The sequence below is a fragment of the Kitasatospora sp. CB02891 genome (assembly GCF_002803145.1).
Taxonomy (GTDB): Bacteria; Actinomycetota; Actinomycetes; order Streptomycetales; family Streptomycetaceae; genus Kitasatospora; species Kitasatospora griseola.
Map to the genome: position 1 here is coordinate 1,069,144 of NZ_NNBO01000001.1, position 26,267 is coordinate 1,095,410.

Annotated in this window: 24 protein-coding genes; 10 read left to right on the top strand and 14 right to left on the bottom strand. The window is 72.9% G+C overall.

Annotated features, from left to right (window positions below; all coding sequences use genetic code 11):
• The first annotated feature begins 64 nt into the window (after window positions 1-64).
• From CG736_RS05000 to CG736_RS05020, 5 genes are read left to right on the top strand one after another with little or no spacing between them, the layout of a single operon-like run.
• Complete coding sequence (locus CG736_RS05000) at window positions 65-940, top strand: xanthine dehydrogenase family protein subunit M (RefSeq protein WP_100584867.1); 876 nt, start codon at window positions 65-67, stop codon at window positions 938-940.
• Complete coding sequence (locus CG736_RS05005; RefSeq protein ID WP_100584868.1) at window positions 937-1,422, top strand: (2Fe-2S)-binding protein; 486 nt, start codon at window positions 937-939, stop codon at window positions 1,420-1,422. The genes CG736_RS05000 and CG736_RS05005 overlap by 4 nt, the downstream gene beginning before the upstream one ends.
• Window positions 1,419-3,776 (top strand): xanthine dehydrogenase subunit D, encoded by a 2,358-nt coding sequence (gene pucD, locus CG736_RS05010; RefSeq protein WP_100584869.1) that lies wholly within the window; start codon window positions 1,419-1,421, stop codon window positions 3,774-3,776. The genes CG736_RS05005 and pucD overlap by 4 nt, the downstream gene beginning before the upstream one ends.
• A gap of 15 nt (window positions 3,777-3,791) precedes the next feature.
• Window positions 3,792-5,222 carry an NCS2 family permease gene (locus tag CG736_RS05015; RefSeq protein WP_100584870.1) on the top strand — a complete coding sequence of 477 codons (1,431 nt, stop codon included), beginning with the start codon at window positions 3,792-3,794 and terminating at the stop codon, window positions 5,220-5,222.
• A 22-nt stretch (window positions 5,223-5,244) separates the two neighbouring features.
• Entirely contained in the window at window positions 5,245-6,324 is a 1,080-nt protein-coding gene (locus CG736_RS05020) for an XdhC family protein (protein ID WP_100584871.1), read from the top strand.
• 38 nt (window positions 6,325-6,362) lie between these two features.
• On the opposite strand, the gene CG736_RS05025 is transcribed toward CG736_RS05020, so the two are convergent.
• From CG736_RS05025 to CG736_RS05035, 3 genes are all read right to left on the bottom strand, one after another.
• Complete coding sequence (locus CG736_RS05025) at window positions 6,363-6,797, bottom strand: hypothetical protein (RefSeq protein WP_157815415.1); 435 nt, start codon at window positions 6,795-6,797, stop codon at window positions 6,363-6,365.
• A 10-nt stretch (window positions 6,798-6,807) separates the two neighbouring features.
• Complete coding sequence (locus CG736_RS05030) at window positions 6,808-7,695, bottom strand: hypothetical protein (protein ID WP_157815416.1); 888 nt, start codon at window positions 7,693-7,695, stop codon at window positions 6,808-6,810.
• A 100-nt stretch (window positions 7,696-7,795) separates the two neighbouring features.
• Window positions 7,796-8,947, bottom strand: a complete 1,152-nt coding sequence (locus CG736_RS05035) for a Dyp-type peroxidase (protein WP_232733787.1) — start codon at window positions 8,945-8,947, stop codon at window positions 7,796-7,798.
• Window positions 8,948-8,978: 31 nt separating this feature from the next.
• Between CG736_RS05035 and CG736_RS05040 the strand changes: the two genes are divergently transcribed.
• Window positions 8,979-10,313, top strand: coding sequence for a nitrous oxide reductase family maturation protein NosD (locus tag CG736_RS05040; RefSeq protein ID WP_232733788.1), 1,335 nt, complete (start codon window positions 8,979-8,981; stop codon window positions 10,311-10,313).
• Between the two features lie 7 nt (window positions 10,314-10,320).
• Here the strand turns inward: CG736_RS05040 and CG736_RS05045 are convergent, their stop codons facing one another.
• From CG736_RS05045 to CG736_RS05060, 4 genes are all read right to left on the bottom strand, one after another.
• A complete protein-coding gene (locus CG736_RS05045) occupies window positions 10,321-11,097 on the bottom strand; it encodes a hypothetical protein (protein WP_100584875.1) in 777 nt (258 codons plus the stop codon).
• Window positions 11,098-11,195: 98 nt separating this feature from the next.
• Window positions 11,196-13,892, bottom strand: coding sequence for an SdrD B-like domain-containing protein (locus CG736_RS05050; RefSeq protein WP_100584876.1), 2,697 nt, complete (start codon window positions 13,890-13,892; stop codon window positions 11,196-11,198).
• A 351-nt stretch (window positions 13,893-14,243) separates the two neighbouring features.
• Window positions 14,244-14,471, bottom strand: coding sequence for a WhiB family transcriptional regulator (locus CG736_RS05055; RefSeq protein ID WP_100584877.1), 228 nt, complete (start codon window positions 14,469-14,471; stop codon window positions 14,244-14,246).
• Window positions 14,472-14,718: 247 nt separating this feature from the next.
• Window positions 14,719-15,552: a sterol desaturase family protein gene (locus CG736_RS05060; RefSeq protein WP_100584878.1), complete on the bottom strand. Its 834-nt coding sequence runs from the start codon at window positions 15,550-15,552 to the stop codon at window positions 14,719-14,721.
• A gap of 75 nt (window positions 15,553-15,627) precedes the next feature.
• On the opposite strand from CG736_RS05060, the gene CG736_RS38345 reads away from it, so the two are divergent.
• Entirely contained in the window at window positions 15,628-16,338 is a 711-nt protein-coding gene (locus tag CG736_RS38345) for a FadR/GntR family transcriptional regulator (protein ID WP_157815417.1), read from the top strand.
• Window positions 16,339-16,641: 303 nt separating this feature from the next.
• A complete protein-coding gene (locus tag CG736_RS05070; protein ID WP_100584880.1) occupies window positions 16,642-17,016 on the top strand; it encodes a hypothetical protein in 375 nt (124 codons plus the stop codon).
• Window positions 17,017-17,205: 189 nt separating this feature from the next.
• On the opposite strand, the gene CG736_RS05075 is transcribed toward CG736_RS05070, so the two are convergent.
• A complete protein-coding gene (locus tag CG736_RS05075) occupies window positions 17,206-17,871 on the bottom strand; it encodes an alpha/beta fold hydrolase (RefSeq protein ID WP_100584881.1) in 666 nt (221 codons plus the stop codon).
• Between the two features lie 107 nt (window positions 17,872-17,978).
• Between CG736_RS05075 and CG736_RS05080 the strand changes: the two genes are divergently transcribed.
• Window positions 17,979-19,004 carry a YafY family protein gene (locus tag CG736_RS05080; RefSeq protein ID WP_100584882.1) on the top strand — a complete coding sequence of 342 codons (1,026 nt, stop codon included), beginning with the start codon at window positions 17,979-17,981 and terminating at the stop codon, window positions 19,002-19,004.
• Here the strand turns inward: CG736_RS05080 and CG736_RS05085 are convergent.
• From CG736_RS05085 to CG736_RS05110, 6 genes are all read right to left on the bottom strand, one after another.
• The gene (locus tag CG736_RS05085; protein WP_232733789.1) at window positions 18,982-19,620 is read right to left on the bottom strand and encodes a LysE family translocator; all 639 of its coding nucleotides are present in this window, start codon (window positions 19,618-19,620) and stop codon (window positions 18,982-18,984) included. The genes CG736_RS05080 and CG736_RS05085 overlap by 23 nt on opposite strands.
• Window positions 19,621-19,626: 6 nt before the next feature.
• Window positions 19,627-20,478 (bottom strand): DUF3626 domain-containing protein, encoded by an 852-nt coding sequence (locus CG736_RS05090; RefSeq protein WP_100584884.1) that lies wholly within the window; start codon window positions 20,476-20,478, stop codon window positions 19,627-19,629.
• Window positions 20,479-20,594: 116 nt separating this feature from the next.
• Entirely contained in the window at window positions 20,595-22,328 is a 1,734-nt protein-coding gene (locus CG736_RS05095; RefSeq protein WP_100584885.1) for an SDR family oxidoreductase, read from the bottom strand.
• Entirely contained in the window at window positions 22,325-23,176 is an 852-nt protein-coding gene (locus CG736_RS05100) for a M24 family metallopeptidase (RefSeq protein ID WP_043911183.1), read from the bottom strand. Before CG736_RS05100 ends, CG736_RS05095 begins: the two co-directional genes overlap by 4 nt.
• 4 nt (window positions 23,177-23,180) lie before the next feature.
• Window positions 23,181-24,266 carry a PDR/VanB family oxidoreductase gene (locus tag CG736_RS05105; protein WP_100584886.1) on the bottom strand — a complete coding sequence of 362 codons (1,086 nt, stop codon included), beginning with the start codon at window positions 24,264-24,266 and terminating at the stop codon, window positions 23,181-23,183.
• A gap of 302 nt (window positions 24,267-24,568) precedes the next feature.
• On the bottom strand, window positions 24,569-25,486 hold the full coding sequence (locus CG736_RS05110) for a metal-dependent hydrolase (RefSeq protein WP_100584887.1): 918 nt from the start codon (window positions 25,484-25,486) through the stop codon (window positions 24,569-24,571).
• 228 nt (window positions 25,487-25,714) lie between these two features.
• On the opposite strand from CG736_RS05110, the gene CG736_RS05115 reads away from it, so the two are divergent.
• Window positions 25,715-26,266: a pyridoxamine 5'-phosphate oxidase family protein gene (locus CG736_RS05115; RefSeq protein ID WP_232733790.1), complete on the top strand. Its 552-nt coding sequence runs from the start codon at window positions 25,715-25,717 to the stop codon at window positions 26,264-26,266.
• The last annotated feature ends 1 nt before the right edge of the window (window position 26,267 follow it).

Here is a 26,267-nt window from a genome sequence, read left to right on the forward strand (position 1 = left end):
CGGCCGGGCCACCCCCGGCCGGGGCGCCGGACCCCCGTCCGCCGGCGAAGAGAGGAGGCACCGCATGGAGTTCCTTCGGCCTGCGACCTGGGACGAGGCGCTCGTGGCGATGGCCGAGCACCCCGGGGCGCTGCCGGTCTCCGGCGGCACCGACGTGATGGTCGAGCTGAACTTCGACCTGCGCCGGCCGTCCGCGATCCTCGACCTGAACCGGGTCGGCGAGCTGACGGAGTGGAGCACCGACGGGTCGTCGGTGCGGCTGGGCGCGGCCGTGCCGTACGCCCGGATCATCGACGAGCTGTCCGTTCCGCTGCCGGGGCTGGCGTTGGCTGCGCGGACCGTGGGCTCGCCGCAGATCCGCAACCGGGGCAGTGTCGGCGGCAACCTGGGCGCGGCCTCGCCGGCCGGCGACGCGCATCCGGCGCTGCTGGCCGCGGGCCGCGGAGTGCGGGTGGAGGCGCACTCGGTGCGCGGGGTGCGGCTGATCCCGATCGACGAGTTCTACCTCGGGGTGAAGCGCCACTGCCTGGCCCCGGACGAGCTGATCCGGGCGGTGCGGATCCCGGTCGCCGACGGCCCGCAGCAGTTCTCCAAGGTCGGCACCCGCAACGCGATGGTGATCGCGGTGTGCGCGTTCGCCCTCGCACTGCACCCGGCGGACCGCACGGTCGGCACCGGCCTGGGCTCGGCCGCGCCGACGCCGCGCCGGGCCGCGCGGGCCGAGGCGTACCTGGCGGACGCGCTGGCCTGGGAGTCCGGCGACCCGCCGGACCCGGAGGCGGTGCGGCGTTTCGGCGAGCTGGTGGCGGCCGCCGCCGATCCGATCGACGACGTCCGGGGCACCGCCGCGTACCGGCGGCACGCCCTGGCGGTGCTGGCCCGGCGCACGCTGGCCTGGTGCTGGAGCGACTACCGCGAGCAGCTGGGGAGGACCGCATGAGGGTGGTGTTCACCGCGAACGGCCGGCCGGTCGAGGCCGACGACGTGTGGGAGGGCGAGTCGCTGCTGTACGTGTTGCGCGAACGGGTCGGCCTGCCGGGTTCGAAGAACGCCTGCGAGCAGGGCGAGTGCGGCTCCTGCACCGTCTACCTGGACGGGGTGCCGGTCTGCGCCTGCCTGGTGGCGGCCGGTCAGGTGCAGGGCCGCGAGGTCCGCACCGTGGAGGGGCTGGCCGACCCGGACGGCGGGCTCGGCCCCGTCCAGCAGGCGTTCCTGGACGCGGGCGCCGTGCAGTGCGGCTTCTGCACGCCCGGCCTGCTGGTGCAGACCGACGCCCTGCTGGCCCAGCACCCGCGCCCGTCCGACGCCGACATCCGCGAGGCGCTGTCGGGCAACCTGTGCCGCTGCACCGGCTACGAGAAGATCATGGACGCGGTGCGGCTGGCCTCGGCCCGCATCGCAGGGGCGGGGGGCGGGGAATGACGACGACCCGTCCGGTCCAGGCCGAGAAGAACCTGCAGCGGATCGACCAGGCGTCCAAGGACGGCATCGGGCAGTCCCCGCTGCGGCCCGACGGCACGCTGAAGGTGAAGGGCGAGTTCGCCTACTCCTCCGACCTGTGGCACGAGGACATGCTGTGGGGCACGGCGCTGCGCTCCCCGCACCCGCGCGCGAACATCCGCTCCGTCGACGTCTCGGCGGCCCTCGCCGTCCCCGGCGTCCACGCGGTGCTCACCCACGAGGACATCCCGGGCGCCAAGTTCTACGGTCTGGAGGTCGCCGACCAGCCGGCCCTGGCCGTCGACAAGGTCCGCTACCAGGGCGAGCCGGTCGCCCTGGTGGCCGCCGACCATCCGGAGACGGCCCGCCGGGCGGCGAAGCGGATCGTCGTCGACTACGAGGTGCTCACCCCGATCACCACCGAGCAGCAGTGCCTGGATCCGGAGACCCACGGGTACGTCCACGAGCCGCACGAGTACAAGGCCCGCGCGCACGGCAACCTCTGCCACGAGCAGCGGCTGGTGGCGGGCCGCGGCGTCACCGACGAGGTGCGGGCGCTGGCGGACGTGGTCGTGGCGGGCGAGTACGAGGTCGGCATGCAGGACCAGGCGTTCCTCGGCCCCGAGTCGGGTCTCGCGGTGCCCGCCGAGGACGGCGGCGTGGACCTGTACATCGCCACCCAGTGGCTGCACGTGGACCGGCAGCAGATGGCCCCGGTGCTGGCCCTGCCGGAGGAGAAGATCCGGCTGACGCTGGCGGGGGTGGGCGGCGCGTTCGGCGGCCGCGAGGACCTGTCGATGCAGATCCACGCCTGCCTGCTGGCGCTGCACACCCGGAAGCCCGTCAAGATCGTGTACTCCCGCGACGAGTCGTTCTTCGGCCACGTGCACCGCCACCCGGCCCGGATGCGCTACGAGCACGGCGCCACCCGGGACGGGAAGCTGGTCTTCGCGGACTGCCGGATCGTGCTGGACGGCGGCGCGTACGCCTCCACCTCGGCCGCCGTGGCCGGCAACGCCGCCTCGCTCGGCCACGGCCCGTACGTCATCCCGAACGTCCGGATGCACGCCCTCGCGCTGTACTCCAACAACCCGCCCTGCGGGGCGATGCGCGGCTTCGGCGCGGTGCAGGCCGCGTTCGGCTACGAGTCGCAGATGGACCGGCTGGCGGCCGCGCTCGGCATGGACCCGGTGGAGCTGCGGCAGCTGAACGCCGTCGCGCAGGGCGACCTGATGCCGACGGGGCAGCCGATCGACGCGCCCGCGCCGGTCGCCGAGCTGCTGCAGCGCGCCAAGGACCGGCCGCTGCCGCCGCCGCTCGACCCGTCCGACCGGCGCGCGCTGCCGGGCGCGCTGTCCAACACCTCGCACGGCGAGGGCATCGTCCGCGGCGTCGGCTACTCGGTGGGCATCAAGAACGTCGGCTTCTCCGAGGGCTTCGACGACTACTCGACCGCCCGGGTGCGGCTGGAGGTGATCGGCGGCGAGCCGGTCGCCCTGGTGCACACCGCGGCGGCCGAGGTCGGCCAGGGCGGCATCACCGTGCACGCCCAGATCGCCCGCACCGAGCTCGGCGTCGAGCGGGTCACCATCCACCCCGCCACCACCGGGATCGGCTCGGCCGGCTCCACCTCGGCGTCCCGGCAGACGTACATGACGGGCGGCGCGGTCAAGCTCGCCGCCGAGGCCGTCCGCGAGGTGCTGCTCGACCGGGGACGCCGCCGGCACGGCTGGACGCACCGCGACCTGACGCTGACGGGCGGTCAGGTGGTGTCCGCCTCCGCCGGGGTGCTCGCCCCGCTGGCCGAGCTGCTCGGCGACGAGCCCGTCGAGCAGACCCGGGTGCACCGCCACCGGCCGACCGCCGCGCTGGACCCGGAGACCGGCCAGGGCTTCGGCCACGTCCAGTACTCCTTCTGCGCGAACCGCGCCGTGGTGGACGTGGATGTGGAGCTCGGTCTGGTCAGAGTGGTCGAACTGACGGCCGTTCAGGACGTCGGCCGGGCGCTCAACCCGCTCGCCGTGGTCGGCCAGATCCACGGCGGCTGCACGCAGGCGCTGGGCCTGGCGGTGATGGAGGAGATCGTGCTGACGGACGGCAAGGTGCGCAACGCCTCGTTCACCGACTACCTGATCCCGACCATCCTCGACACCCCGCCGATCCCGGTGGAACTCCTCGAACTCCCCGACCCGCACGCCCCGTACGGGCTGCGCGGCGTCGGCGAGGCCCCGACCGTCTCCGCCACGCCGTCCATCGTGGCGGCGATCCGGCAGGCCACCGGGAAGGCGCTCACCCGCATCCCGGTGCGGCCGGAGCACCTCACCGACACGCCCTGACCCCTTGGAACCGACATGGCACAGACCCCGGCGGAACCCGGCCCCACCTCGCGCGGCACGCTGGACCGGTACTTCCTGATCTCGGCGCGCGGGTCCACCGTGGGCACGGAAGTCCGCGGCGGCCTCACCACCTTCATGGCGATGGCCTACATCCTGCTGCTCAACCCGATCATCCTGAGCGGCGCGGACGTCACCGGGCACCGCCTCGACCACGCCCAGCTGGTCACCGCCACCGCGCTCGCCGCCGCCGTCACCACCCTCGTGATGGGCGTGTTCGGCAAGGTGCCGCTCGCACTCGCCGCCGGCCTGTCCGTCTCGGGCGTGATCTCCGCACTGGTGGTGCCGCACAGCACCTGGCCGCAGGCGATGGGCCTGTGCGTGATCTACGGCCTGCTGATCGTGCTGCTGGTGGTGTCCGGCCTGCGCGAGAAGATCATGCACGGCATCCCGCTGGCGCTGAAGCACGCGATCACCATCGGCATCGGCCTGTTCATCTCCATCGTCGGCTTCGTCAAGGCCGGATTCGTGCACACCGGCGGGCCGACCCCGCTCTCCCTCGGCCCGTTCGGCGAACTCGTGGGCTGGCCGGTGCTGCTCTTCTCACTCACCCTGCTGCTGATCTTCGTGCTGCTGGCCCGGGGTGTGCGCGGCGCGATCCTGATCGGCCTCGCGGTCGGCACCGCGGCCGCGATGATCGTCAACAAGGCCGCCGACCTGACCGCCGACGACTGGGGCGGCTCCGCGCCGGTCTGGCCGGGATCGCCGGTCGCCGCACCCGACTTCGGCCTCTTCGGCCACGTCGACCTGTTCGGCGCGTTCGGCGCGCAGGGCATGGGCGCGATCAGCGCCTCCGTCGCGGTGTTCACCCTGGTCCTGGCCGGCTTCTTCGACGCGATGGCCACCATCATCGGCGTCGGCACCGAGGCCGGCCTCGCCGACTCCAAGGGCCGGATGCCGGGCCTGTCGAAGGCGCTGTTCATCGACGGTGCGGGCGGCGCGATCGGCGGCGTGGCCGGGGCGTCCGGGCAGACCGTCTTCCTGGAGTCCGCGACCGGCGTCGGCGACGGCGCCCGCACCGGCCTGGCCTCCGTCGTCATCGGAGCCGTCTTCTCCCTGATGCTCTTCTTCTCCCCGCTCGCCGCCATCGTGCCGGTCCAGGTCGCCGCCGCCGCGCTGGTGGTGATCGGCTCGCTGATGATGAGTCAGGCCCGGCTCATCGACTGGTCGGACCGCGAGGTCGCCGTCCCCGCCTTCCTCACCAGCGTCGTCATGCCCTTCACCTACAGCATCACCGCGGGCGTCGCGGCCGGCATCGTCTCCTGGACGGTCGTCCAGGCCGGCACCGGCAAGTGGCGCGAGCCCGGGGTGCTGATGTGGATCCTCACGGTCGTCTTCGTCGTCTACTTCGCCCTCGCCCCGATCAAGTCCTGGCTCGGCGTCCACTAGCCACCCGGAGGGAGCACCTTTCGTGCAGGACATCGCCGCGCAACTCCACGCCTGGCACACCACCGGACGCCCCTTCGCCGTCGCCACCGTGGTCCGCGCCTCCGGCAGCGCCCCGCGCGGCCCGGGCGCGGCGCTCGCCGTCGACGCGTACGGCGAGGCCGTCGGCTCGATCTCCGGGGGCTGCGTGGAGAGCGCGGTGTACGAGTCCTGCCAGGAGGCCCTGGCCTCCGGCACCCCCGTCCTCGAACACTTCGGCTACAGCGACGAGGACGCCTTCGCCGTCGGCCTGACCTGCGGCGGCTCCCTCGACGTCTTCGTCCACCCCGTCGTCCCGGGCACCTCCCCCGGCCTGGACGCCGCCGTCCGCCTGGTCTCCTCCGGCGCCCCCGTCGCGGTGGCCCGGATCGTCGACGGACCGCCGGCCCTGCTCGGCCGCACCCTCACCGTCACCCCCGACGCCTCGTACGGCGCCCTCCCGCTCCCGTACCCGGTGGTCGCCGAGACCCGCGCCATGCTGGCGGCCGGCCGCACCGGCCTCCTGCCGGTCGGCGACGCCACCGTCTTCGTCGAGTCCTACGTCCCGCCCCCGCGCCTGCTGATCTTCGGCGCCATGGACTTCGCCGCCGCCCTCGCCCGCATCGGCAGGTTCCTCGGCTACCGCGTCACCGTCTGCGACGCCCGCCCGGTCTTCGCCACCCGCCGCCGGTTCCCCGACGCGGACGAGATCGTCGTCGACTGGCCCCACCGCTACCTCGACGCCGAAGCCTCCCGGCTCGACGCCCGCACCGCCGTCTGCGTCCTCACCCACGACGCCAAGTTCGACCTCCCCCTCCTCGAACGGGCCCTCCGCCTCCCCCTCGCCTACGTCGGCGCCCTGGGCTCCCGCCGCACCCACCACGACCGCCTCACCCACCTCCGCGAAGCCGGCCTCACCCCCGCCGAACTGTCCCGCCTCCACTCCCCCATCGGCCTCGACCTCGGCGCCCGCACCCCCGAGGAGACCGCCGTCTCCATCGCCGCCGAACTCGTCGCCCACACCCGCGGCGGCACCTGCCTGCCCCTCACCGCCACCAGGGGGCCGATCCACCACGAACAGGCCTGACGGGACGTCCGACCGGCACATCGAGCGGTGTGCAGATCTCACTGCCTGCGGAACCGGTCGGGCGACGGCGGCCCGCTGGTCGGCGCCAGGCTGTCCACGGCTTTCCCCGACATCCTGAAGAGCAGTTCGACCGGGCACGCGCGGCCGGGTCCGAAGAAATCCGGCAGGACGACCTCGATGCCCGGCCCTGCGGAGGGCAGTTCCTTGTACTGCCAGGTGCCACCGCTGGTTTCCTTGACAGCGGTGGACCCTTCGAGCGAGGCGCGGCACAACGACTCGAGGACCGTCGTACTTCCCAACCGCCCATCGGGCAGGATCTCCAGCCGCTCCTCACCGGCCACCCAGGTTCCCGTCACATCCGGGTGGTCCTTCTTCGCGGAGTACCGCTCGCAGCCGCCGATCAGTCCGAAGCCGAGCAGCGCCACCGCGAAGAACGACGGCAGTCCCATGACGCGTGACGGCCTGCGCTTCACTTCTCCTCCATCAGGAATCGAACGCCCGCGTCGCGCCGTACTTCTCGGCGTCCTCCAGGACCACCGGGCTCACCTGCCGCGGCACGCCCGGCCACTCGCGCCGGGTCGGCAGGCCGGTCGGGAGCATGGGGGCCACCGCCTCGAACATCGCCCACACCGCCGAGCCGCGGTAGTCGGCGAACTCTTCGGTGGCGGCCAGCCACAGGGCGCCGGACGGGAGTTCGTCGACGGTGGAGAGGGCCGAGCCGGCGAACGCTGCGGCGCCGCCGTGTTCGGCTGCCAACTGCCGTGGTGCGACGGTGATCCAGTCGTAGCCCCGGAGGATCCGGCGGGCGTCGTCGTAGGTGTCGCCGAGGTCGCGGAGGCCCAGCGCGTGCTCCAGCTCGGTGCACGTCATCTCCCCGCCGTGGCCGATGGATCCGAACACCGGGTCCACCTGCTCGGCCACCGCGCGGATGCTCTCCACCAGGGCGCCGGAGTCCGGGGTCTCCATCCGCAGGACCGCCCACCGGTCGTCGGCGTCGTCGCGCCATGCCGTCAGGTCGCACACGACCTCGACGTTGAGTCCGCCCTGCCCGATGACGGCTGCCACTGCGTACACGGTCCGGCCCTCCGCTGCCCGTTCGGCGAGCCAGTCGAGGTTCTCCGGGCTGTACGGGCGGTGCTGGAACATGCCGCCGAGCTCCAACGAGGCCGCGGACAGCCGGATTCGGCCGACGAGCGCGTCGCCGTGGACCCGCCCGGCGCTGCCGTCCGCGAGGTCGTCGACGCGGGCTTTCAGCGGGCCTTCGATCCGGCCCAGCGCATCGGTGAGGAATCGGAGGACGGTCGCCCGGTACTCCTCCGGGCTGCCGACGTCCAGCAGGACTTCCCCGGAGAGGCGTGCGTTGTCGGACATGTCCATCCCCATCCAGGCAAATCCTCGGTCCGTCAGATCCCGTCGCCGTCACGGTGGTTGCGCACGTTCCCGGATCGGCGGCCCCAGGGTACCGAGGAGCTCAGAGGGCCGCACCCAACGGCCGGCCGGGCTGGGAGCCGGGGAGGACCCAGGCGACGGCGGAGGCGTTGTGGGTGAGGAAGGGGTTGAGGGCGTCGTTCCCGGCGAGGCGGTTCTGGACGCGGGTGAACAGGGCGGGGTCGCGCATGAACGCGCAGAAGAGGAGGCCGCGGTCGTCGGGGGCGTCGTCGTAGGAGTAGCCGCGGCGGAGCATCCGGGCGCCGCCGTCGAGGCGGGGGCTGCTGAGGCGGACGTGCGCGTCGGCGGGGATGACGTACGAGCCGTCGGGGTGCTTGATGTAGATGTCGGGGTCGTCGTGCTCGGCGGTGCCGGTGAGCGGGGCGCCGGAGGCGAGGCGGCGGCCCATCGCCAGTTCCTGACGGTCGGTCGGGAGCGCGGTGAAGGCGGCGCTGTCCATGCGTATCCGGCGGTAGACCAGGATGGTGCCGTCGGAGTGCCAGAGGCCGGGGTCGGCGGGGTCGGGGTTGGCGCTGCCGTCCTTGAAGCCGAACAGGTTGCGCGGGGTCTCGCCGTCGGGGACGGGCGGCAGCAGGCCGGCCTGGCTCCATCGGGACGAAGCACCGAAGGGCTTGGCCGCGGCGAGCAGATGCTCCGTCAGGATGCCGGTGGTCCAGGGCTGTTCGGCCGAGACCTGGAGCAGCAGGTCGCCGCCGCCGCGCTTCTCGTCGAGCCGGTCACCGGGGAAGGCCGGGAGTTCGGCGAGTTCGGCGGGCGCGTCGAGCTTCAGCCGGGCGGCCAGTGCGGGGCCGATCGCGACCAGCGAGGAGATCGGGGCGGCGGCCAGTCGCGGGTCGGCGAGGCTGCCGTCGGACGCGGCGGCGAGCACCTTGTCGAGGCCCGCGAGCAGGCCGCGCAGCGCCGCGCGGTCGGCGGAGGCGGGCAGGTCGAGGGCCAGCAGCCTGGTGGCGGGGAGTTGGCGGTACGTCAGGCCGGACTGCCGCGCGCCGTGGTGCGGAATCGGGGCGGGCGGCGCGGCGGCCGGCGCGGGCCCGGGGTTTCGACCGAAGGCGGTGGCGGTGGCGGCGCCCGCCCCGGCGGCCAGCACGGCGCCGGCCGACAGCAGCGCCCGACGGCCGATCCGGGGCCGGGCAGTGGCGGCGGCGTCCTGCGGGTTCCCCGATTCGATGTGCATGGCCGCTATTGGAGACGATAGAACACGTTTCATGCAACTCCTCCATGATTTCCACCCGTTGATGCGCCGTCGGACCGGTCCGCGCCGGTTCCGGGCCGGCCTCGTGGCACTGGGCCTGCTGCTGCCGGCGCTGGCCGCCTGTTCCTCGTCGGCGTCCACGTCCGCCGACCGCCACCCGCCGGGCACGGTGATCCAGGTGCCCGAGGACGTCCCGACGGTGCAGCGGGCCGTGGACGTCGCCGACCCGGGCGACCTCGTCCTGGTGCATCCCGGCGTGTACAAGGAGAGCGTGCGGATCACCAAGCCCCGGATCGTGCTGCGCGGTTCGGACCGCAACACGGTGGTCTTCGACGGCGACCTGAAGCTGATCAACGGCATCACCGCGACCGGCGCGGGCACCGTGGTCGAGAACCTCACCGTGCGGGGCTTCCTGGCCAACGGCGTGCTGTTCACCGGCGTCACCGACGAGAAGCTGCAGCGCCACGGCGCGGGCGGCTCCGCGTACGACCCGCTGGACACCACCCGGTTCCCGGCGGTGCAGGGCTTCCGGGCGAGCAAGGTGACGTCGTACGGGAACGCGCTGTACGGCATCTACGCGTTCGACGCGCGGGACGGGATCATCGAGGACTCGTACGCGTCCGGGATGGCCGACTCGGGGATCTACGTCGGCCAGTGCAAGCCGTGCAACACGCTGGTGCGGGGCAACACAGTGGAGCGCAACGCGGTCGGCATCGAGATCACCAACGCCTCGGAGAACCTCACCGTGGTGGGCAACCGGGCGGTGAACAACCGGGTCGGCGTGACCGTCAACTCCAACGACCTGGAGTCGCTGGCCCCGCAGCACGCCGCGGTGATCGCCGGCAACGTGGTCGCGAACAACAACTCGGCGGACTCGCCGCAGCAGGCCGACGGCGGTTTCGGCATCGGGATCGGCATCGGCGGCGGCACCGACAACCGGGTCGAGCGCAACCTCGTCCAGGGCAACCGGGCGGCGGGCGTCGTGGTCACCGACCCGCCGGGGCACCCCGCCTCGGGCAACCGGGTGACCGGGAACCGGGCCACCGGCAACGGTGTGGACCTGGTCAGTTCGGCCGTCGACCCGGGCAACTGCTTCTCCGGTAACAGCCCGGGCACCCAGAGCCCCGCCGACCTGGAACAGCTGGCCGCGTGCGGGGCGAGCGGCGGCGGCAAGGTCCCGCCGGGCCGGGCCGCCGGGGTGCAGGCCCCGCCGGGGATGGCGTTCAACGCCGTGCCGGTGCCGCCCGCGCAGCCGTCGATGGCCGACCCGAACGCCCCGGCCGTCCCCGCCGTGGACCTGCCGGGCAAGGTCGACCCGGACGGCTACCCGCTGCCCGCCGCGGTCTGACGGCATCTCAGCCCGTGGTCGCCCAGGGCGCTTCCGGGAGCTTGGCCCCGGCGTCCTGACCGCCGATCTCCAGGGTGGTCGGGGTGCCGAGGCCGGCCATCCGCATGGTGACCCGGCGCAGGCCGCCGTCGCCGTCGAGCCAGTAGGTGATCGGCGAGGTGGCGCCGGTGTCCTTGTCGGCGGCGTCGCGGGAGCGCGGGCCGGCGATCCGGTCGTAGTCGCGGCCGTCGATCCGGTCCCGGCCGAGCCAGCGCGGCCCGGACTGGACCAGCAGCAGCGGGTTGTCGGGCCGGTCCGCGCCCAGCTGGATCAGCAGTTGGAGCCCGGCGTCCAGCGGGTCGGTGCCGTAGCTGCGCGAGGACCAGCCGGCCCGCGGCACGTGCTCGGCCTGCTCCCAGGCCGGGCCGCTCGCGCCCGCGGGCGCCTTGGCCAGGCCCAGGCCGCCGGTGTCCCACACCACCAGGCCCTGGTCGATGGTGCCGTTCTTGCCGCTGACGGTGTAGCTGCCCGCCGCGTGCTTGCTGCGGTAGTCCACCACGCCCTGCACCTCGACCACCATGCCGTTGCCCTCCTGCGCCTTCAACGTCACCCGCAGCGGGCTGGCCTGGTAGACCTTCAGCCGGGACAGCGCCAGTCGGGACGCCTCCTCGGTGGACAGCGGACGGCTCTCCTCCTCGCCGCCCACCAGCTGCCAGGCCGTCACCCCGCCGCCCGCGAGCACGGCCGCCGCCACGGCGGTGACGATCAGGCTGCGGCGGGACGGGCGCTTCTTCTCGGATGCCATCGGGGTGTGTCGCTCCTCGGTGCGGGACGGTCGGTGCTCGGGGAAGGGCCCCGGGAGAGTATCCCGGGGCCCCTCGGTCGTGCGTTTGTGCTCGGGCGTCAGGCGGTGCGGCGCTTCCGGGCGACGATCAGGATTCCGGTGCCGACCGCCAGCAGGACCGCTCCGCCGACCAGGGTCCAGGTCAGCGCGGTGTCGTCCATGCCGGTGAAGGCCAGGCCGCCCGACGGCTGCGTCGGGGCCTGGGTGGGCCTCGGCGTCGCCGGCGGGGTGGGGGCCGGGGTGGTGGGCGGCGGCGGGATCAGCTTGTTGACGGCGGTCGTGGTGACGCCGTCCTCCAGGTGCTCGTCGTCGAGCACGACCGGGCCGAGGACGGGCTGCTCCGGCGCCTGGTAGCCCTTGGGCGGGGTGACCTCCTGCCAGTAGTACGTGCCCTTGTCGACATTGCCGGCACAGGTGCCGTTGTCGCCGGTGGTGCACGGGTCGCCGATCTTGGTGTCCGCCTTGTCGCCGTCGGTCTGGAGGCCGTCGGTGCCGTTGGTCTCGCGCCACAGCTGGAAGACCGCGCCCGGCAGCGGCTTGCCGTCCTGGTCGTGCTTGACCAGGCGCAGCGCGCCCTGCTGCTGGCTGAAGCCGAAGTCGAAGGTGTGGTCGTTCTGACCCGGGCCGCCCGTGGTCAGCGCGCGCTCGACGTAGGTGCCGCCCTTGGGGACGGTGCCGTCGGAGTCGATCGCCTTGTTGTCGCCGACGTTCGCCTTGGTCGGGACCCAGTGGTAGAGCGGGCCGCCCTTGGCGTAGTCCGCCGGGTTGTCCAGGCGGATCGTGTACTTGGTGTTCGGCTTGAGCCCGCCGGTGACGTTGGTGTCGTCGAAGTAGTACTCACCGCGCGCGGTGGTCTTCGCCGTGCCGACCTTCTTGCCGTCGGCGTCGTACAGGTTCACCGTCGCGCCCGGAACGGGCTTCTGCTGCGGCAGTTGCAGGCCCGAACGCTCCGGGTCGTACCAGACCCGGTTGCCGATCTGCAGCGGCGCCTTGTCGCAGAGCACTTCGAGGTCGGCCATCGCCGCGCCCTTGCCGAACCGGGACGTGCCGTTGGACAGTTCGTTGCCGAAGCCCGGGTCGATCCCGCCGTCGCGGAGGGTGAACATGGTGCCGGCGGTGACGATGTGGTTGGAGACGTCGTAGCCGGAGGTGGCGATGGAGTTCTCGACCTTGGAGAGCGCCATGCCCGCGAACGACGCGTACGGGTGGCCGACCGGGGCTGGGCGGTTCAGGTTGAAGAAACCCTTGCCCTTGGTGGTGATCCCGCAGCCGAGGTTGACGTCCATGACGTAGGAGTCGCCGGACTTGCAGGCCTTGTTGAGGTCGGCCGAGGCGAGCACGTAGACGAAGCCGTTCGGCAGCGGGCCCTCGGGCGGGGCGGCGGCGGCCTGGTCGGCGTAGCGGTCGCGGAACGAGAGCAGCATGGAGCCGTCGGTCTCGAAGCCGATCTCGCCGAGCTCGGGCTCCGGGTTGAGGCCGCAGACCTGCCCGTTCGCCATCGGCACGGTGTCCTGCCAGGGGTACCAGAAGTAGCCGCCGCAGGCGTTCCCGGCCGGCGTGCCGTGGTAGTCGATCGGCTGGTCGAGCACGGCCGCGTCGAACGTCCCGGTGGCCGGGTCGAACGGCAGGACGATCGCGCGCAGGTCGCCGATCTTCTGGGTGGACTGGCCGGAGCAGACGCCGCCGACGTAGCCGACGCCGTCCTGCATGCCGAGGCCGAACGGCCGCCAGTCGTCCGCCGACGGGCAGTTCGGCGTCGGGATCGCGTAGACGGCCTTGGGCTTCTCGACCGTCTTCGCCGTGGCGTCGTACCGGTACAGCTTCCGGTCGTGGAGGTTGACCACGTACAGGTCGCGGCCGTCCTCGGAGAGCTTCAGCCCACCGAGGCTCTCCTTGCCGACCGGGGCGACGAACGCGTCGTCCTGGGCGTTGCCGGCGTGCGCGGTGCTGCCGGCGTTCGGGACGACGGTGAACAGCGAAGTGGTCTTCGTCGCCGGGTCGGTGACGTAGATCGCGCCCGGCCCGCCGGAGCCGTACACGGTGGCGCGCTTGGCCTGGGCGGAGCTGAACAGCCGCTGGTCGTCGCGGTTCCAGGCGATGCCGAAGACGTTGCCGGTGTCGCCGGTGTTGGCGATGTCGGTGACGTCCTGGTTCACGCCCCGGGAGCGGTACGGGAAGGTCAGCAGGGTGCGGCCGCTCGCCGGGTCCAGGGAGGCCGGCTGGCAGGCGGTGGCCAGCGGGGCGTTCTGCTGGCAGTAGTCGGCCGGGTTCCAGAAGCCGGTGGTCAGGGTCGCGTGCTTGCCCGCCGACAGGTCGACGAACTCCTCGTTGCTGCTGAGCTTGTCCGGCGCACCGGCCAGGCCCTCACGGGAGGCGAAGGCCGGGAACAGCACGCCCGGCTTCGGATTGACCACCTCGACGCGGTACTTGCCGCTCGCCGTCGCCTTGGCGGGCTTCAGCGTCACGGTGCCGTCGGCGGCGGTGACCGCGGTGCCGACGGCGCCGTCGTCGCCGGTCAGGGTGACCGTCACTCCGGCCATGCCCGGCTCCAGCGCCGGTCCGGACCAGGTTCCGCTCTCGTCGACCGTCCGCACCACCTGGACCGTCACCGAACCTTCGGCGGTCACCGGCGAGGCGGAGGGCGCGGTGACGGCTGCGGTGGCGGCGAGGGCCGCCACCACGGCGGCGGCCCGCCCGGCCGTCCGCCGGCCCGCGCGGGGCGCGGGCGCTCGGGTTTCCTGTTCTGTCTGGGTCATGCCCTGCTCTCGTCGTCAGGAAGGCACGCCGAACCCCCGCAGCAAGTTCACCGATTCGGTCCCGCGCACTCCTCGTTTGGCCGAATAGTAAGCGGAATAGACACGTCCCGCTTACTTACCAAGCAAATTGACGATTCATCAGGAAGCACGACCGATCAGTTCCGTGCGCTCCCCACGCCCCGAAGCCGGCCCGCGCGCCCGTACGCCGCTCCCCACCTCGCGGCTCCCCACCATTCCCCCGCAGCTCGCACGCCCGGCACGCCCGGCGCGCGGCAGAAATCCCCGCACCCATTCCCGCGGGGCCGGTGCGTGAGTACGACTGCAGATCATCACGACCGAACCGCCCCGCCGTCAAAGCGCACCATTGCCGCCAAGTCGACTTTGAGACAATTCCCCTGACGGTTCCGAGCGGACCGGGCAGTCGTGGCACACCGACCGGGCCCGCCGCCCGCGCATCCGGCGGGCCTCGCCCTGCTCGCCGCACGGCGAGAAGAACACGGCGGAGTCCATGCCCCGGCAGGCGGCGCGGGCCTGCCGTCCCCACTGGTTCAGCAGCGGCTCGGTGGTCGGCGGCTTCATCGCGCTCACCCCTGACGCAGGGTCGGCGGGGTCGCCGCCGCAGAGGCCTGCGCCTCGGACTCCAGGACCGGCCCCCGGCCGACCGCGTTCGCGCCAGTCACGGTGCGCTCCCTCGAAGTTGGGCTCGGATCGACCTCCACCCCAGGAACGCGCCCCGCCCCCGGCCGGCCCGACGACGCACCCGCCGCGTCCGGTCCGTGCACACCTCCCGTCCCCGTCCGACCGACTCCCGGCTCCCGGGTTCCCGTCAGGCCTGCGTCGGCTTCGGCGTCCAGCCCGGCCCGCGCAGCACGTGGCCGAACCGGTCGGACCAGTTGCGGGCGCCGCGCACGTCCCGGGCGATCGCGACGAGTTCGTGGGTCTGCACCCGCAGGATGTTGTAGGTGTCGATGTTCTTGGTCAGGCCGTAGCGCACCCGTTCGCCCTCGGGCTCGAAGGTGCCGAAGAGCCGGTCCCAGAGGATCAGGATCCCGCCGTAGTTGATGTCGAGGTACTGGCGCTGCGATCCGTGGTGGGCACGGTGGTGGCTCGGGGTGTTGAGGACGAACTCGACGGGCGCCCACATCCGGTCCACCAGCTCGGTGTGGATGAAGAACTGGTAGACCAGGTTGATCGCGAAACAGGCCGTCAGCACCTCGGGCCGGACGCCGATCAGCATGACCGGCACCAGGAACGGCAGCGCCGTGACCGCCAGCAGGAACGGCTGGCGCAGCGCGACCGACAGGTTGTACCGCTCACTGCTGTGGTGCACCACGTGCACCGCCCACAGCACCCGTATCTCGTGGTGCGCGCGGTGGAACCAGTAGTACGCGAAGTCCACGGCGATCATCCCGGCCACCCAGGCCGGCCAGCCGTCGAGGTGCCACGGCACCGCCGAGTGCAGCCGCAGCAGCACCACGGCCTCGACGATCGCCCACGGCATGGCGACCAGTTGGTTGCCGACGGCCGTCGCGATGTTCAGCAGGGAGTCGCGCCTGTCGTAGGAGGGCAGCCGGCGTCGGCGCAGCACGAACAGTTCCACGAGCATGCCGAGGAGGAAGACCGGGGCGGAGAGCCAGAGTACGAGCGATGCGAGATCCATGAGCCCGGAGCATAGGGTTACTGGTCCAACCAGACAACGAGTAATGCGGACGGCCCGCCTGAGTATGCTGACCGCGTGAACCTCCGACCCGTGGGCCCCATGCCGCTCTCCGGCCAGATCCACCGTCAGCTGATGGACGCGATCCTCGACGGCACGCTCACCGGCGCCCTCCCGTCCGAGCGCGAACTCGCCGAAACCTTCGGCGCCAACCGGCACGCCGTCCGCGAGGCCATCAAGCGCCTGCAGCAGGGCAACCTCGTCGAGGTCAACCAGGGCGGCGCCACCCGCGTCCTCGACATCCCCGCCCACGCGGGACTCGACCTGCTCCCCGAACTCGTCATCGCCCGAGGCACGTTCAACGACGAGGCCACCGTCGGCGTCCTCGAACTCCGCGCCTGCATCGGCGCCGACGCCGCCCGCCTCTGCGCCGAACGCTCACCCCACGTCGGCGCCCACCTGCTCGACCTGCTCCCCCACGACGCGATGTCCGACGCCGAACTCTCCGCCACCGGCGCCGCCTACTGGACCGCCCTGGTCACCGGCACCAACAGCCTCCCCTACCGCCTCGCCCTCAACACCCTGATGGCCGGCCTCGAAGCGATCGACGACTCCCCCACGGCAAAGCACTTCATGGCCGCCCTCCGCGACGAATCCCGCCGCACCGCCGACCTCGAACAACTCGCCCGCACCATCACCCGCAGCGACCCCGCCGCGGCCCACGCCACGGCCACCCGCCTGCTCAACACCTCGATCACGGCCGTCCGGAACGCGGCAGACCGGCCCTGACCCCCTCGCCCTCGGCGAACGCGCCCGTCGCAGGCCCAACCGCCCCGGCCGACGGCGCGCCGCACGCGCTGCGGCCGCCCGACGACCGTCCTCCGGCATGCCGCACTCCCCCGGCTCCCCGCTGTCCGGGAAGCCGCCGCAACGTGAATCGGCGTACCGCCACGGAGGATGAACTCCCTTTGGTATAAGAGCAGTTACATCAGCGGCGACAACGGGTTCCGGCCGGCCGGCGCCTCGGCTCCGGCCCACCGCCCGGTGGTCCTTCCGGCACCGACGTCGCCGTCCGACACAGGGAGTTGCAGCATGCCTCGCACCGACATCCGGGCCGCCCTCGACGACATCGTCTTCTCCTCGGACCTCGATCTCGACAAGGCCGCCGAGCGTCACATCACCCCCGACTTCGTCCAGCGCATCGACGGCAGAACCGTTGAGCGCGAGGCGTTTCTCGTCAACATGGCGAATCTCCGCGAGGCCGTGGTCTCCGGCGTGATCGAGATGCACCAGGAGCTCTTCGACGGCGACAACTACGCCGACCACCACACCGCCGCCATCTCGATGAAGGACGGCTCCACCCTCCACATGGAGGTCTACCTCTTCGCCGAGTTCGCCGCGGACGGCCGCTTCCGCCGCATCAACGAGACCACTCTCGTCCTCGAAGGCCCCGCCGACGCGAGCTGAGCACGCGCAGCGGGTGTGCGAATCGCCTCGCGCCGGGAGCCACCGGCCCGGAGCAGTCCGGGGCAGCCCGATCCGCACCCGCTGCCCGGACGGCATCGACCCCGAAGACCTGGGCCGCCCCGGTCACGTTCCGGAACGCCGGCATGAGCGACAGCGTGGAGGCCGCCGAGCGGTGGTTGTGACGGCCTGTCAGGCGAGGGTGGCGAGGAGGCGGGCGAGCTCGGCCGGCTTGGTGAACATCGGCCAGTGGCCGGAGTCGAAGTCGAGGTACTCGACGTGCTTGGCGGCGGCGAGTTCGGGGGCCTGGCCCTCGGCGACCCAGGCGCGGACCTGGTCGGGGTCGAATTCGGGGCAGACCATGGTGATCGGGACGTCGAACCGGCGCGGGTCCGTCAGGCGGACGATTCCGCGGGCGACGTGTTCGGGAACGGGGATCGCCTCGGCGGCGATCCGCTGCCGCTGGCTCTCGTCGAGGTCGGCGCTGTCCCGGCCTTCGAACGGCCCCCAGCCGGGGAACGGCATGACGCCGTCGCGGATCTCGAAGAATTCGGCGTAGGGCGCGCCGTCCTGCTGCGGGTACCCGCCGACCAGGACGAGCGAGGCGACCCGTTCGGGCCGCGCGTCGGCGGCCAGCCAGCCGAGGGTGCAGGCGGCGGAGTGGGCGACCAGCATGACCGGGTCGGCCGCCGCGTCCACTGCCGAGACGACCGCGGCGAGTTGCTCGTCCAGCGTGGTCGAGGGCCCGGCGGGCAGGGTCAACGGGCCGGGCCGGTGGCCGAGTTCGCGGAGGACGGGGGTCACGCCGTCCCAAGCGGCGCCGTCCAGCCAGAGACCGCCGATGAGCAGGATGTCCACGATGAGCTCCCGAAGAAGAGAGAAGGGAAGCGGGCGCTTCAAAGGCTAGGTGCGGTTCCGGACGATCTGCTTCCTGATTGTCGCGGGATCGGCCTACGCTGGCCGACATGTCGACCGGAACGAGTCCCACCGCCCGCGCGCTGCGCACTCTGGAGATCCTGCGGGCCCGGCCGGGCACCACGTCGGAGGAGTTGGCGGAGCGGCTCGGGGTGACGGACCGGGCGGCCCGGCGGTACGTGGCGATCCTGCGGGAGGCCGGGATTCCGGTGGAGTCGGAGCGCGGGCCGCACGGCGGGTACCGGTTGCGGCGCGGGACGCGGCTCGCGCCGGTGGCGTTCACCCAGGCGGAGGCGTTGGGCCTGGTGATGGCGGTGCTGGACGGGCGGCCGGCGGCCGGTGAGCCGGGCGATCCGGTGGGGGCGGCGCTGGACAAGGTGGTGCGGGTGCTGCCGGAGGAGGTCGGGCGGCAGGCGGCGGCCCTGCGCGAGCATGCGGCAGCCGCGCCGGACCCGCGGGCGGTGTACGCGGATCCGGGGGTGACGAACACGCTGGTCGAGGCGGTGGCGGCGCACCGCCGGGCGGTGATCACGTACCGGAGCGCGGCGGGCGACGAGTGGCGGGCGGAGGTGGATCCGTGGGCGGTGGTGGTGCGCCGGGCCCGCTGGTACCTGCTCTGCCATTCGCACCGGTCGGACGCGATCCGCACCTTCCGGATCGACCGGGTGCTGGCGGCGGAGGAGACCACGACCGGCTTCCGGATGCCTGCCGACCTCGACCCGGTCGCGCTGCTGGAGGCGCATCTCGGTTCGGGCTGGGCCTACCCGACCCACGTGGTGTTCGACGCCCCGTTGGCACAGGTCGCCCCGTGGGTCGCCGGGCCGATGGGCCGCCTCGAAGCGGCGGGCGAGCGGCGGTGCGTCCTGCGCGGCAGCACCCGCAACCCGACGATGTACGCCCGGGAATGGCTGTCGGGAGTCCCGTTCGACTTCCGGGTCGTGGGCGGCCCGGAGCTGCGTGCGGCGGTCGCCGCGGCGGCGGCCCGCTTCGCCGCCGCCGTCGCAGGACCGACAGAACCCGAGCAGCCCGGGGAGCCCGCGGGGCCCGGGGAGGTCAGTCGCTCAGCGCCAGCTTGACCCCGAAGCCGACCACGGCGGTCCCGGTGACGCGGTCGAGCACCCGGCGGGCGGCGGGGCGGCGCAGCCAGCCGCGCAGGGTGTGGGCGAAGCCGATCAGGACGGCGGACCACAGGGTGCCCTCGATCACGTGCACGGAGGTGAGCAGGACGCCGGCCGGCAGGTGCGGGGCACCGGCGGGGATGAATGGGGGCAGCACCGCGACGTAGAACACGCCGACCTTCGGGTTGAGCAGGTTCGTGAGCGTGCCGCGCCGCCAACCGGCCCACCAGCCACCGGGGTTGTCGGTCTCCTCCGGCCCGTCGGAGGAGCTGTCGTGCTTGCGGCTGCGGAGCAGCTGGACGCCCATCCACAGCAGGTAGCAGACGCCGGCCCAGCGCAGCGTCTCGTACGCGGCGCGGGAGGCGGTGAGCAGCACGCTGAGGCCGGCGGCGGAGGCGGTGCCCCACAGCATCGTGCCGGTCTGGATGCCCATGACGACGCCCCAGGCCTGGCGGCGGTGGCCGAGGGCGGCGGTGCGCAGGATGAGGGCGGTGTCGAGGCCGGGGGTGAGGGTGAGCAGGCCCACGACCAGCGCGAAGGAGGCGAGGGGGGCGGCCATGGCGGTGAGATCCATGGACTGTCAGTCTACGGGGCGGCCGAACCGGGCCAGACAGTGCCATACCTTCTTCAGCTCCTGCGGGTCGTACTGCCCGCTGCGGACGGCGGCCCCGATGACGGCCGGGTCGAGCACGCCGCCGGTCGATCCCCCGGGCGAGCCGTCGCGGGCGATCTTCGCGCCGAGGGCGGTGATGTGCGGGCCGCGGTAGTCGTCGTGGCGGGCGAGCTCGTCGACGGTGAGCCGGTGGCCGGGGTGCCATTCGAGGCGGCAGGGCAGCGCGCGGGCGGCGGTCTCGACGGCGGTGCCCCGGTAGCAGGGGTCCAGGACGAGTGCGTCGAAGTGGTCCGGCACTCGGACGCTGCCGTGCAGTTGGGCCTCCACGTAGGCGTCCAGCAGGTCCGGTCCGTCGGCCTCGACCAGGGTGATCAGGGCCATCGCGGCGGCGGTGCCGAAGTGTTCGGGCTCGAAGACGCTGTCGGGGTAGCAGAAGGTGGCCCGGTCCAGCGCCCCGGGCGCGAGCCGGAAGTGCGCGGAGCCGAACCGGGGTGCGCCGCCGTAGGGGCTGCGCAGGTGGTTGAGCGCGCCGTAGACGGGGCGGCGCTCGGCGGGGGCGTCGTCGTAGGCGCCGCCGAAGATCCGGCTCTCCCACGTCCACCGGTCGCCGCCGGGGTGGGCGGTGAGGCCGCCGTTGCTGGTGCCGGTGGAGAACTGGGAGCGGTACACGCCGTCCCGGGCCAGCGACTCCAGGATCGGCACCCCGTCGAGCTCGCGGTCGGGGTGGAAGTTGAGCGTGACGTCGATCCCGGCGGGCAGCGGGTCGCCGCTGCTGCGGGCGGCGACGTGCCGCAGGGCTCGGGCTTCGGGTGTGTCCATGGACGGCAGTCTTACGCCGAGAACCCGCGTTGTGCAGCCGGTTTTCCCCGCGCCCGGCGGGTGCGGCCCGGCCGGTTCTCCCACCGGCCGCGCCGCACCCGCCAACTGCCGTTCCGTCAGCCCGCGTTGATCCGGGCCCCGAGCCGGAGCAGCCCGGGGCTGATCCGGCCGAGCAGCCTGGCGGCCTTGGCCTCGACGGTGACGGGGACGACGGCCTTGCCGGTGCGGACGGCGCGGACGATCTCGGCGGCGACCTTCTCCGGCGGGAAGCCCCGGCGGGCGTACATCTTGGACACCCGGGCCTGCTTGGCGGCCTGTTCGTCGGTGTCGAGGCCGGAGAAGGTGGTGGTGCGGGTGATGTTGGTGTTGACGATCCCGGGGCAGATGGTGGAGACGCCGATCCGGTGCGGGGCGAGTTCGGCCCGCAGGCAGTCGGAGAGCATGTACACCGCCGACTTGGAGGTGGCGTACGCGGCCAGCACCTTGGACGGCAGGTAGGCGGCGGCGGAGGCCAGGTTGACGAGGTGTCCGCCCCGGCCGTGGTCGACCATCAGCTGCCCGAAGGCGCGGCAGCCGTGGATGACGCCCCACAGGTTGACGTCCAGGACGCGCCGCCACTCCTCCTCGGTGGTCTCCAGGAACGTCCCGGAGTGGCCGATGCCCGCGTTGTTGACCACCACGTCGGGGACGCCGAAGTCCGCGGCGACCTGCTCGGCGAAGGCGGCCATGGCCGCGCCGTCGCTGACGTCCACCTGGTACGCGCCGGACTTGACGCCGGACAGCGCGCACAGTTCGGCGGTGCGCTGCGCGGCGGGCAGGTCGCGGTCGCAGACCACCACCCGGGCGCCCTGGTCGGCGAAGGCCAGTGCGGTGGCCCGGCCGATGCCGCTGCCGCCACCGGTGACGACCACCAACTCGCCGCCCCCGGAGGGTTCCTGACGCAGCGCGCCGTGGTCGCGGGCGACGAACTCGCGGACCAGCGCGGCGACGGTGGGGCCCTTCTCCAGCAGCGCCGACCAGTGGGTGGCGTTCAGGGTGCGACGGGTCAGCCGGGGCGCCCACCGCTCCAGGCCCTCGGACAGGAACTCCGCGACGTAGTGGTCGCGCTGCAGGGTGATCAGCTGGACGGGCACCTCGGTGCGGCGTTCGCGCGGCCTGGCGATCGAGGGCCGCATGTTGGCCCGGTACAGCTCGATGCCGTGCACGGCGTCCTTGGCGAGGGTGCGCTGCGGGTGGCCGGGCCGGGGGCGGACGGCCTCCAGGTCGTTCAGCACCCGGGGCCACAGCCGGGCCAGGCCGAGCTTCCACGCGGCGGGCGCGACGACGGGCAGGTGGAACAGGCCGATGTACCAGGAGTGCACGCCCTGGCGCAGCAGTTGGGAGACGTGCCGGGGCGTCGGCCGGCGCAGCCGGTGCCGCATCCAGAAGCCCATGTGGTCCAGGCAGGGGCCGGACATGGTGGTGTAGCTGGCTATCCGCCGGTACGAGCCGGGGGCGGTGACGGCCTCCCAGGACTGCACGCTGCCCCAGTCGTGCGCCACCACGTGCACCGGCCGGTCGGGGCTGACGGCGTCGGCGACGGCGAACAGGTCCTGCCCGAGCAGCTCCAGCCGGTAGCCCTCCCGCCCGCCGGGCGCCCCGGACGCGCCGCAGCCGCGGACGTCGTACCGCACCACGTGGTGGTCGACGGCCAGGTCGGCGGCCACGTCGTCCCAGACGCTGTGGTCGTCGGGGTACCCGTGCACCATCAGCACGGTGGGGCGGGTCGGGTCGCCCTGCTCGTACACGGCGAGCTTCAGCCCGCCGGAGTCGACGGTGCGGCGACGGATCTCGGTGCTGCGGCCGGTCATGCGGTGCCCTCCTGGAGTGCCCAGCGCCGCACGTGCGGCAGGTCGTCGTCGAGCCAGTACGCGTCCTCGTCGGTGACCACGAGGAGTTCCTCGAACTTGATGCCCACCTCGCGGAAGCCGATGTGCGGCTCCACCGCCCACAGGCCGGGCGTGGGGGCGTGCCGCGACGCCCGGCCGCCGGCCCACAGCGGGGAGCGCCCCTCCAGTCGCTCCTTCACCAGCTCCCGCCCGAGGGTCTGCAGGGTGCGCACGCCGAAGCCGAACAGGTTGACGCCGGCCGGGCCGCGCGCGGTCGTTCTGGTCACCTGGTGGCCGATCACCCGGCCCGGGTACACCTGGTGGCGGTTGTCGTAGCCGTGCTCGGCGATCTGCGCGTCCACCGCCGCGTACACCTGGTCCAACGTCCTGCGCGCCTTCACCTCGCGCAGGATCAGCTCCCGGTACACCCGCAGGTCCTGCGCGAGCCGGTCCCACACCGGGTTCTCGCCGACCTTGCCGCCGTACCCGATGTCGGCGGTGTAGCCGTCCACCACCGGCGCGCAGTCCAGCACGTACGGCATGCCCTCCCGCAACACTCGCGAGCCGGCGAAGAACTGCAGCGGCGTGTGGAAGTGCCGGAACGCGGTGCGGTCGCCGAACCACGCGAACGGCACGTGGAAGAAGTCCTGCACCCCGGCCCGCACCAGGCTGCGCCGCAGCTTCGCGGTCGCCTGACGCTCCGTCACACCGGGCTCGATCCACGCCGCGACCTGCTCCGCGCAGTGGTACGCCAGCTGCTGCACCTCCCGGAACTTCGCCAGGTCCCGCTCGTCGAACGGGAATCGGGGCAACTGTCCGCGCTGCTTCATCGGATCACACCTCCAGGACGAGGGTCTCGCCCTCGGCGGCTCGGGACACGCACGGCAGCATCAGGCCCGCGGCCCGCTGCTCCTCGGTCAACCTGCGGTCGCGGTGCTCGGGCGTCCCGGACGCCACCTTCAGCACGCACGTCCCGCAGAAGCCCTGCTTGCAGGAGTACGCCAGATCCGGCTTCGACTCCCGCGCCACGTCCAGCGCGGAACGGTCCGCCGGAACGGCCACCGTCTCCCCGCCCTCCCCCAGCCTGATCGCGAACGGCCAACCGTCCACGACCGGCGCGGCCCCGAACCGCTCGAAGTGCAACGACGCCGCGGGCGAGGCGTCCAGCGCCCGCTGCACCGCACCCAGCATCGGCGCCGGACCGCACACGTACACCGCGGCGTTCCGCGCGGCGTGCGACAGCAGCTCCGCCGCATCCGGGACGCCGTGCACGTCGTCGGTCCGGATCTCGACCCGGCACGGATCGAGCGCCGTCAGCTCGGCGGTGAACGGAAGCGCGGCAGCCGTCCGGCCCACGTGGATCAACTTCCAGTCGATGCCCGCGTGTTGAGCCGCCCGCGCCATCGGCAGCAACGGCGTGACCCCGATGCCGCCGGCCAGGAACAGCACCTGCCGCTCCCCGCAGAACGCGAACCCGTTCCGCGGCCTGCGCACCCGCAGCCGCACCCCCACGTGCAGCTCGTCGTGCACCTCCACCGACCCGCCGCCGCCGTCGGCGATCCGCCGCACCGCGACCCGGTAGACCAGCCGATCGGCCGGATCCCCGCACAACGAATAGTGCCGCTCCCGCCCCGACGGCAACGTCACCGACACCCGCGCCCCCGGCTGCCACTCCGGCAGCACCCCGCCCGACGGATCGGCCAACCGCAGCTCGACCACGTCCTCGGCGACCACCTGGTGCGACGTCACCACCAGGTACAACGGCGGCACCGGCCGCGACTCGGCCCGCCGAGGACTCCGCCGCAACCCCGGCCGCCCCAGCGCAGGGCTGTACCAGTCACCGAACGCGGTCAACCGCGAGAACATCCGATCGGCCCGGGGACGGCCGTACAGGTCCGGCGGCGGGGTTTCGAGATCCATGGGCGGGCAACTCCGGGGTTCTTGGGGGGACGGAGGGAGGAAGCAGGGGCGCGAGTGGGTGCGAGTGGGTGCGAAAGCAGGGGCGCGTGGGGGTACCTCCCGGCCCGCCAGGGCTGGGGGAGAACTGCGCGCAGCGGAAGGCACCCACCCGCAAGATCGCGATGCAGGAGAATGACTTGCACTTGATCGCGACCTTGCGGACGTGGTGTGCGCTTGTCGCGCAGTTCCGCCCCCTCGGCTTCGCCTGGGGGTGCCCCCAGCGCCCCTGTTTTCGCGCCCGCCTGCGTTTCGCGCCCCCTACATCAATGCGCCGCGGCAGCCCTCGCCGCAGGCGACTTCGCCAGGTACGCCAGCGCCTGCGACGAGGATCCCTCGTTCGTCGGGTGGTACCCCGGGCCGAAGTACCGCAGCGCCGACCTCACGAACCGCCCCGGTTCGGGGAGCAGTCCCCGCCGCGCGGCCTTCTGCGCCTCCCGCCACGTCGGCACCAGGCTCCCGTTCAGCGACGGATCGGCGGCCAGCATGAACCGCGTGCCCCGGATCCACAGGTGGACCAGCAGCGGCCCGGAGACCGCCATGCCCCGGACCCGTCGCAGGTAGCCCGGGTCGAGGTGGCGCATCAGGTCGTAGGCGACACTGCGGTGTTCGACCTCCTCCGCGCCGTGCCAGCGGAGCAGGTCGACCATGGTGGGGTCGGCCTTGGCGCGGTCGAGACCGGGCGAGTTGAGGGCCCAGTTGCCGAGGAACGCGGTGAAGTGTTCGATCGCGGCGATGAAGGCGACCCGTTCGATGACGTTCTCGCGGCGTTGACGTGCCGTCAGCCCGGGCTTGTCGCCGAGGACGCGGTGGAACAGCCAGCTGATCTGCCGGACGTACGGTCGCGGGTCGAGGCCTTGGCCGAGCAGGTGGTCGAGGACTTCCTGGTGGGCCTCGGCGTGGATCGCCTCCTGGCCGATGAAGCCGAGGACCTCCTCGCGCAGTTGGTCGTCGCGGATCAGCGGCAGCGCTTCCTTGAACACCTTGACGAACCACCGTTCGCCCTCGGGGAGCAGCAGGTGCAGGACGTTGATGGTGTGGGTGGCCATCGGCTCGTCGGGGATCCAGTGCAGGGGCAGCCGCGACCAGTCGAAGTGGACGTCGCGGGGTTCGAGGACCAGGTTGTCGTGCACGGACGCGGGCTGCCCGGGCCGAAGGCTGCGGGAGGGGGTGGTGCGCGGCATGGGGGTGCCTCCAGTACCTGCGGGTGGACATACGGCTGGGGTGGGGTGGAGTGGAGTGGGCGTCGGCCCGGCCGCCGGGAGGGGGTCGGAACGGTCCCGGCGGGCCCGTGGGCACAGGGGCAAACTACTCGCGGGTAGCGGGCCCGACAAGGGTTTCGACGGTTCTTATCAACATTGAGTCTAATAAGCCGCTCGATAGGGTGATCCGAAGCCACCCCGGGAGACGCCTTGACCGACCGCACCGCACCCGACCCGCTGGTCCGGGCCCTGATCGGCCACCCGGTCCTCGCTGCCGCCGGCTACCCGGCCCCGGACCCGGCCACCCCTGCCGACCCGGCCGCCGTGTTCACCGCCTGGCTGTTGGACGCCCTCGCGGCCGGCGTCCCGGACGCGCAGGTGATGACCCTGTCGACGGTCGACGCCGAGGGCCGCCCGGACGCCCGGGTGCTCGTCCTGCGCGACGTCGACCGGGCCGCCGGCGCCTGGCACTTCTGGACCGAGCCCGGCTCCCCGAAGGCCCGTCAGTTCGCCGCCCGACCGGACGCCGCCCTCACCTTCTACTGGCCGCAACCGGGCCGCCAGGTCCGCCTGCGCGGCCCCGTCCGGCCCGCACCGCAGTGCGCCACCCCCTCCCCCGCGCTGAGTTGCTACGCCCTGCACGCCGTCACCGCCGAGTTCTGGCAGGCGAGTGGGGACCGCCGCCACCGGCACGTCTTCCTCACCCGCACCCCCGCCGGCTGGACCTCCACCGGCTGGGTCCCGACCGACGTCCCCGGCTGAT

Bases quoted from the DNA above. Each gene is read 5' to 3' on its own strand.
- CG736_RS05000 (WP_100584867.1), top strand. From the start codon at position 65: ATGGAGTTCCTTCGGCCTGCGACCTGGGACGAGGCGCTCGTGGCGATG.
- CG736_RS05005 (WP_100584868.1), top strand. From the start codon at position 937: ATGAGGGTGGTGTTCACCGCGAACGGCCGGCCGGTCGAGGCCGACGAC.
- pucD (WP_100584869.1), top strand. From the start codon at position 1,419: ATGACGACGACCCGTCCGGTCCAGGCCGAGAAGAACCTGCAGCGGATC.
- CG736_RS05015 (WP_100584870.1), top strand. From the start codon at position 3,792: ATGGCACAGACCCCGGCGGAACCCGGCCCCACCTCGCGCGGCACGCTG.
- CG736_RS05030 (WP_157815416.1), bottom strand. From the start codon at position 7,695: ATGTCCGACAACGCACGCCTCTCCGGGGAAGTCCTGCTGGACGTCGGC.
- CG736_RS05035 (WP_232733787.1), bottom strand. From the start codon at position 8,947: ATGCACATCGAATCGGGGAACCCGCAGGACGCCGCCGCCACTGCCCGG.
- CG736_RS05040 (WP_232733788.1), top strand. From the start codon at position 8,979: ATGCAACTCCTCCATGATTTCCACCCGTTGATGCGCCGTCGGACCGGT.
- CG736_RS05045 (WP_100584875.1), bottom strand. From the start codon at position 11,097: ATGGCATCCGAGAAGAAGCGCCCGTCCCGCCGCAGCCTGATCGTCACC.
- CG736_RS05050 (WP_100584876.1), bottom strand. From the start codon at position 13,892: ATGACCCAGACAGAACAGGAAACCCGAGCGCCCGCGCCCCGCGCGGGC.
- CG736_RS05055 (WP_100584877.1), bottom strand. From the start codon at position 14,471: ATGAAGCCGCCGACCACCGAGCCGCTGCTGAACCAGTGGGGACGGCAG.
- CG736_RS05060 (WP_100584878.1), bottom strand. From the start codon at position 15,552: ATGGATCTCGCATCGCTCGTACTCTGGCTCTCCGCCCCGGTCTTCCTC.
- CG736_RS05070 (WP_100584880.1), top strand. From the start codon at position 16,642: ATGCCTCGCACCGACATCCGGGCCGCCCTCGACGACATCGTCTTCTCC.
- CG736_RS05080 (WP_100584882.1), top strand. From the start codon at position 17,979: ATGTCGACCGGAACGAGTCCCACCGCCCGCGCGCTGCGCACTCTGGAG.
- CG736_RS05085 (WP_232733789.1), bottom strand. From the start codon at position 19,620: ATGGATCTCACCGCCATGGCCGCCCCCCTCGCCTCCTTCGCGCTGGTC.
- CG736_RS05090 (WP_100584884.1), bottom strand. From the start codon at position 20,478: ATGGACACACCCGAAGCCCGAGCCCTGCGGCACGTCGCCGCCCGCAGC.
- CG736_RS05095 (WP_100584885.1), bottom strand. From the start codon at position 22,328: ATGACCGGCCGCAGCACCGAGATCCGTCGCCGCACCGTCGACTCCGGC.
- CG736_RS05100 (WP_043911183.1), bottom strand. From the start codon at position 23,176: ATGAAGCAGCGCGGACAGTTGCCCCGATTCCCGTTCGACGAGCGGGAC.
- CG736_RS05105 (WP_100584886.1), bottom strand. From the start codon at position 24,266: ATGGATCTCGAAACCCCGCCGCCGGACCTGTACGGCCGTCCCCGGGCC.
- CG736_RS05110 (WP_100584887.1), bottom strand. From the start codon at position 25,486: ATGCCGCGCACCACCCCCTCCCGCAGCCTTCGGCCCGGGCAGCCCGCG.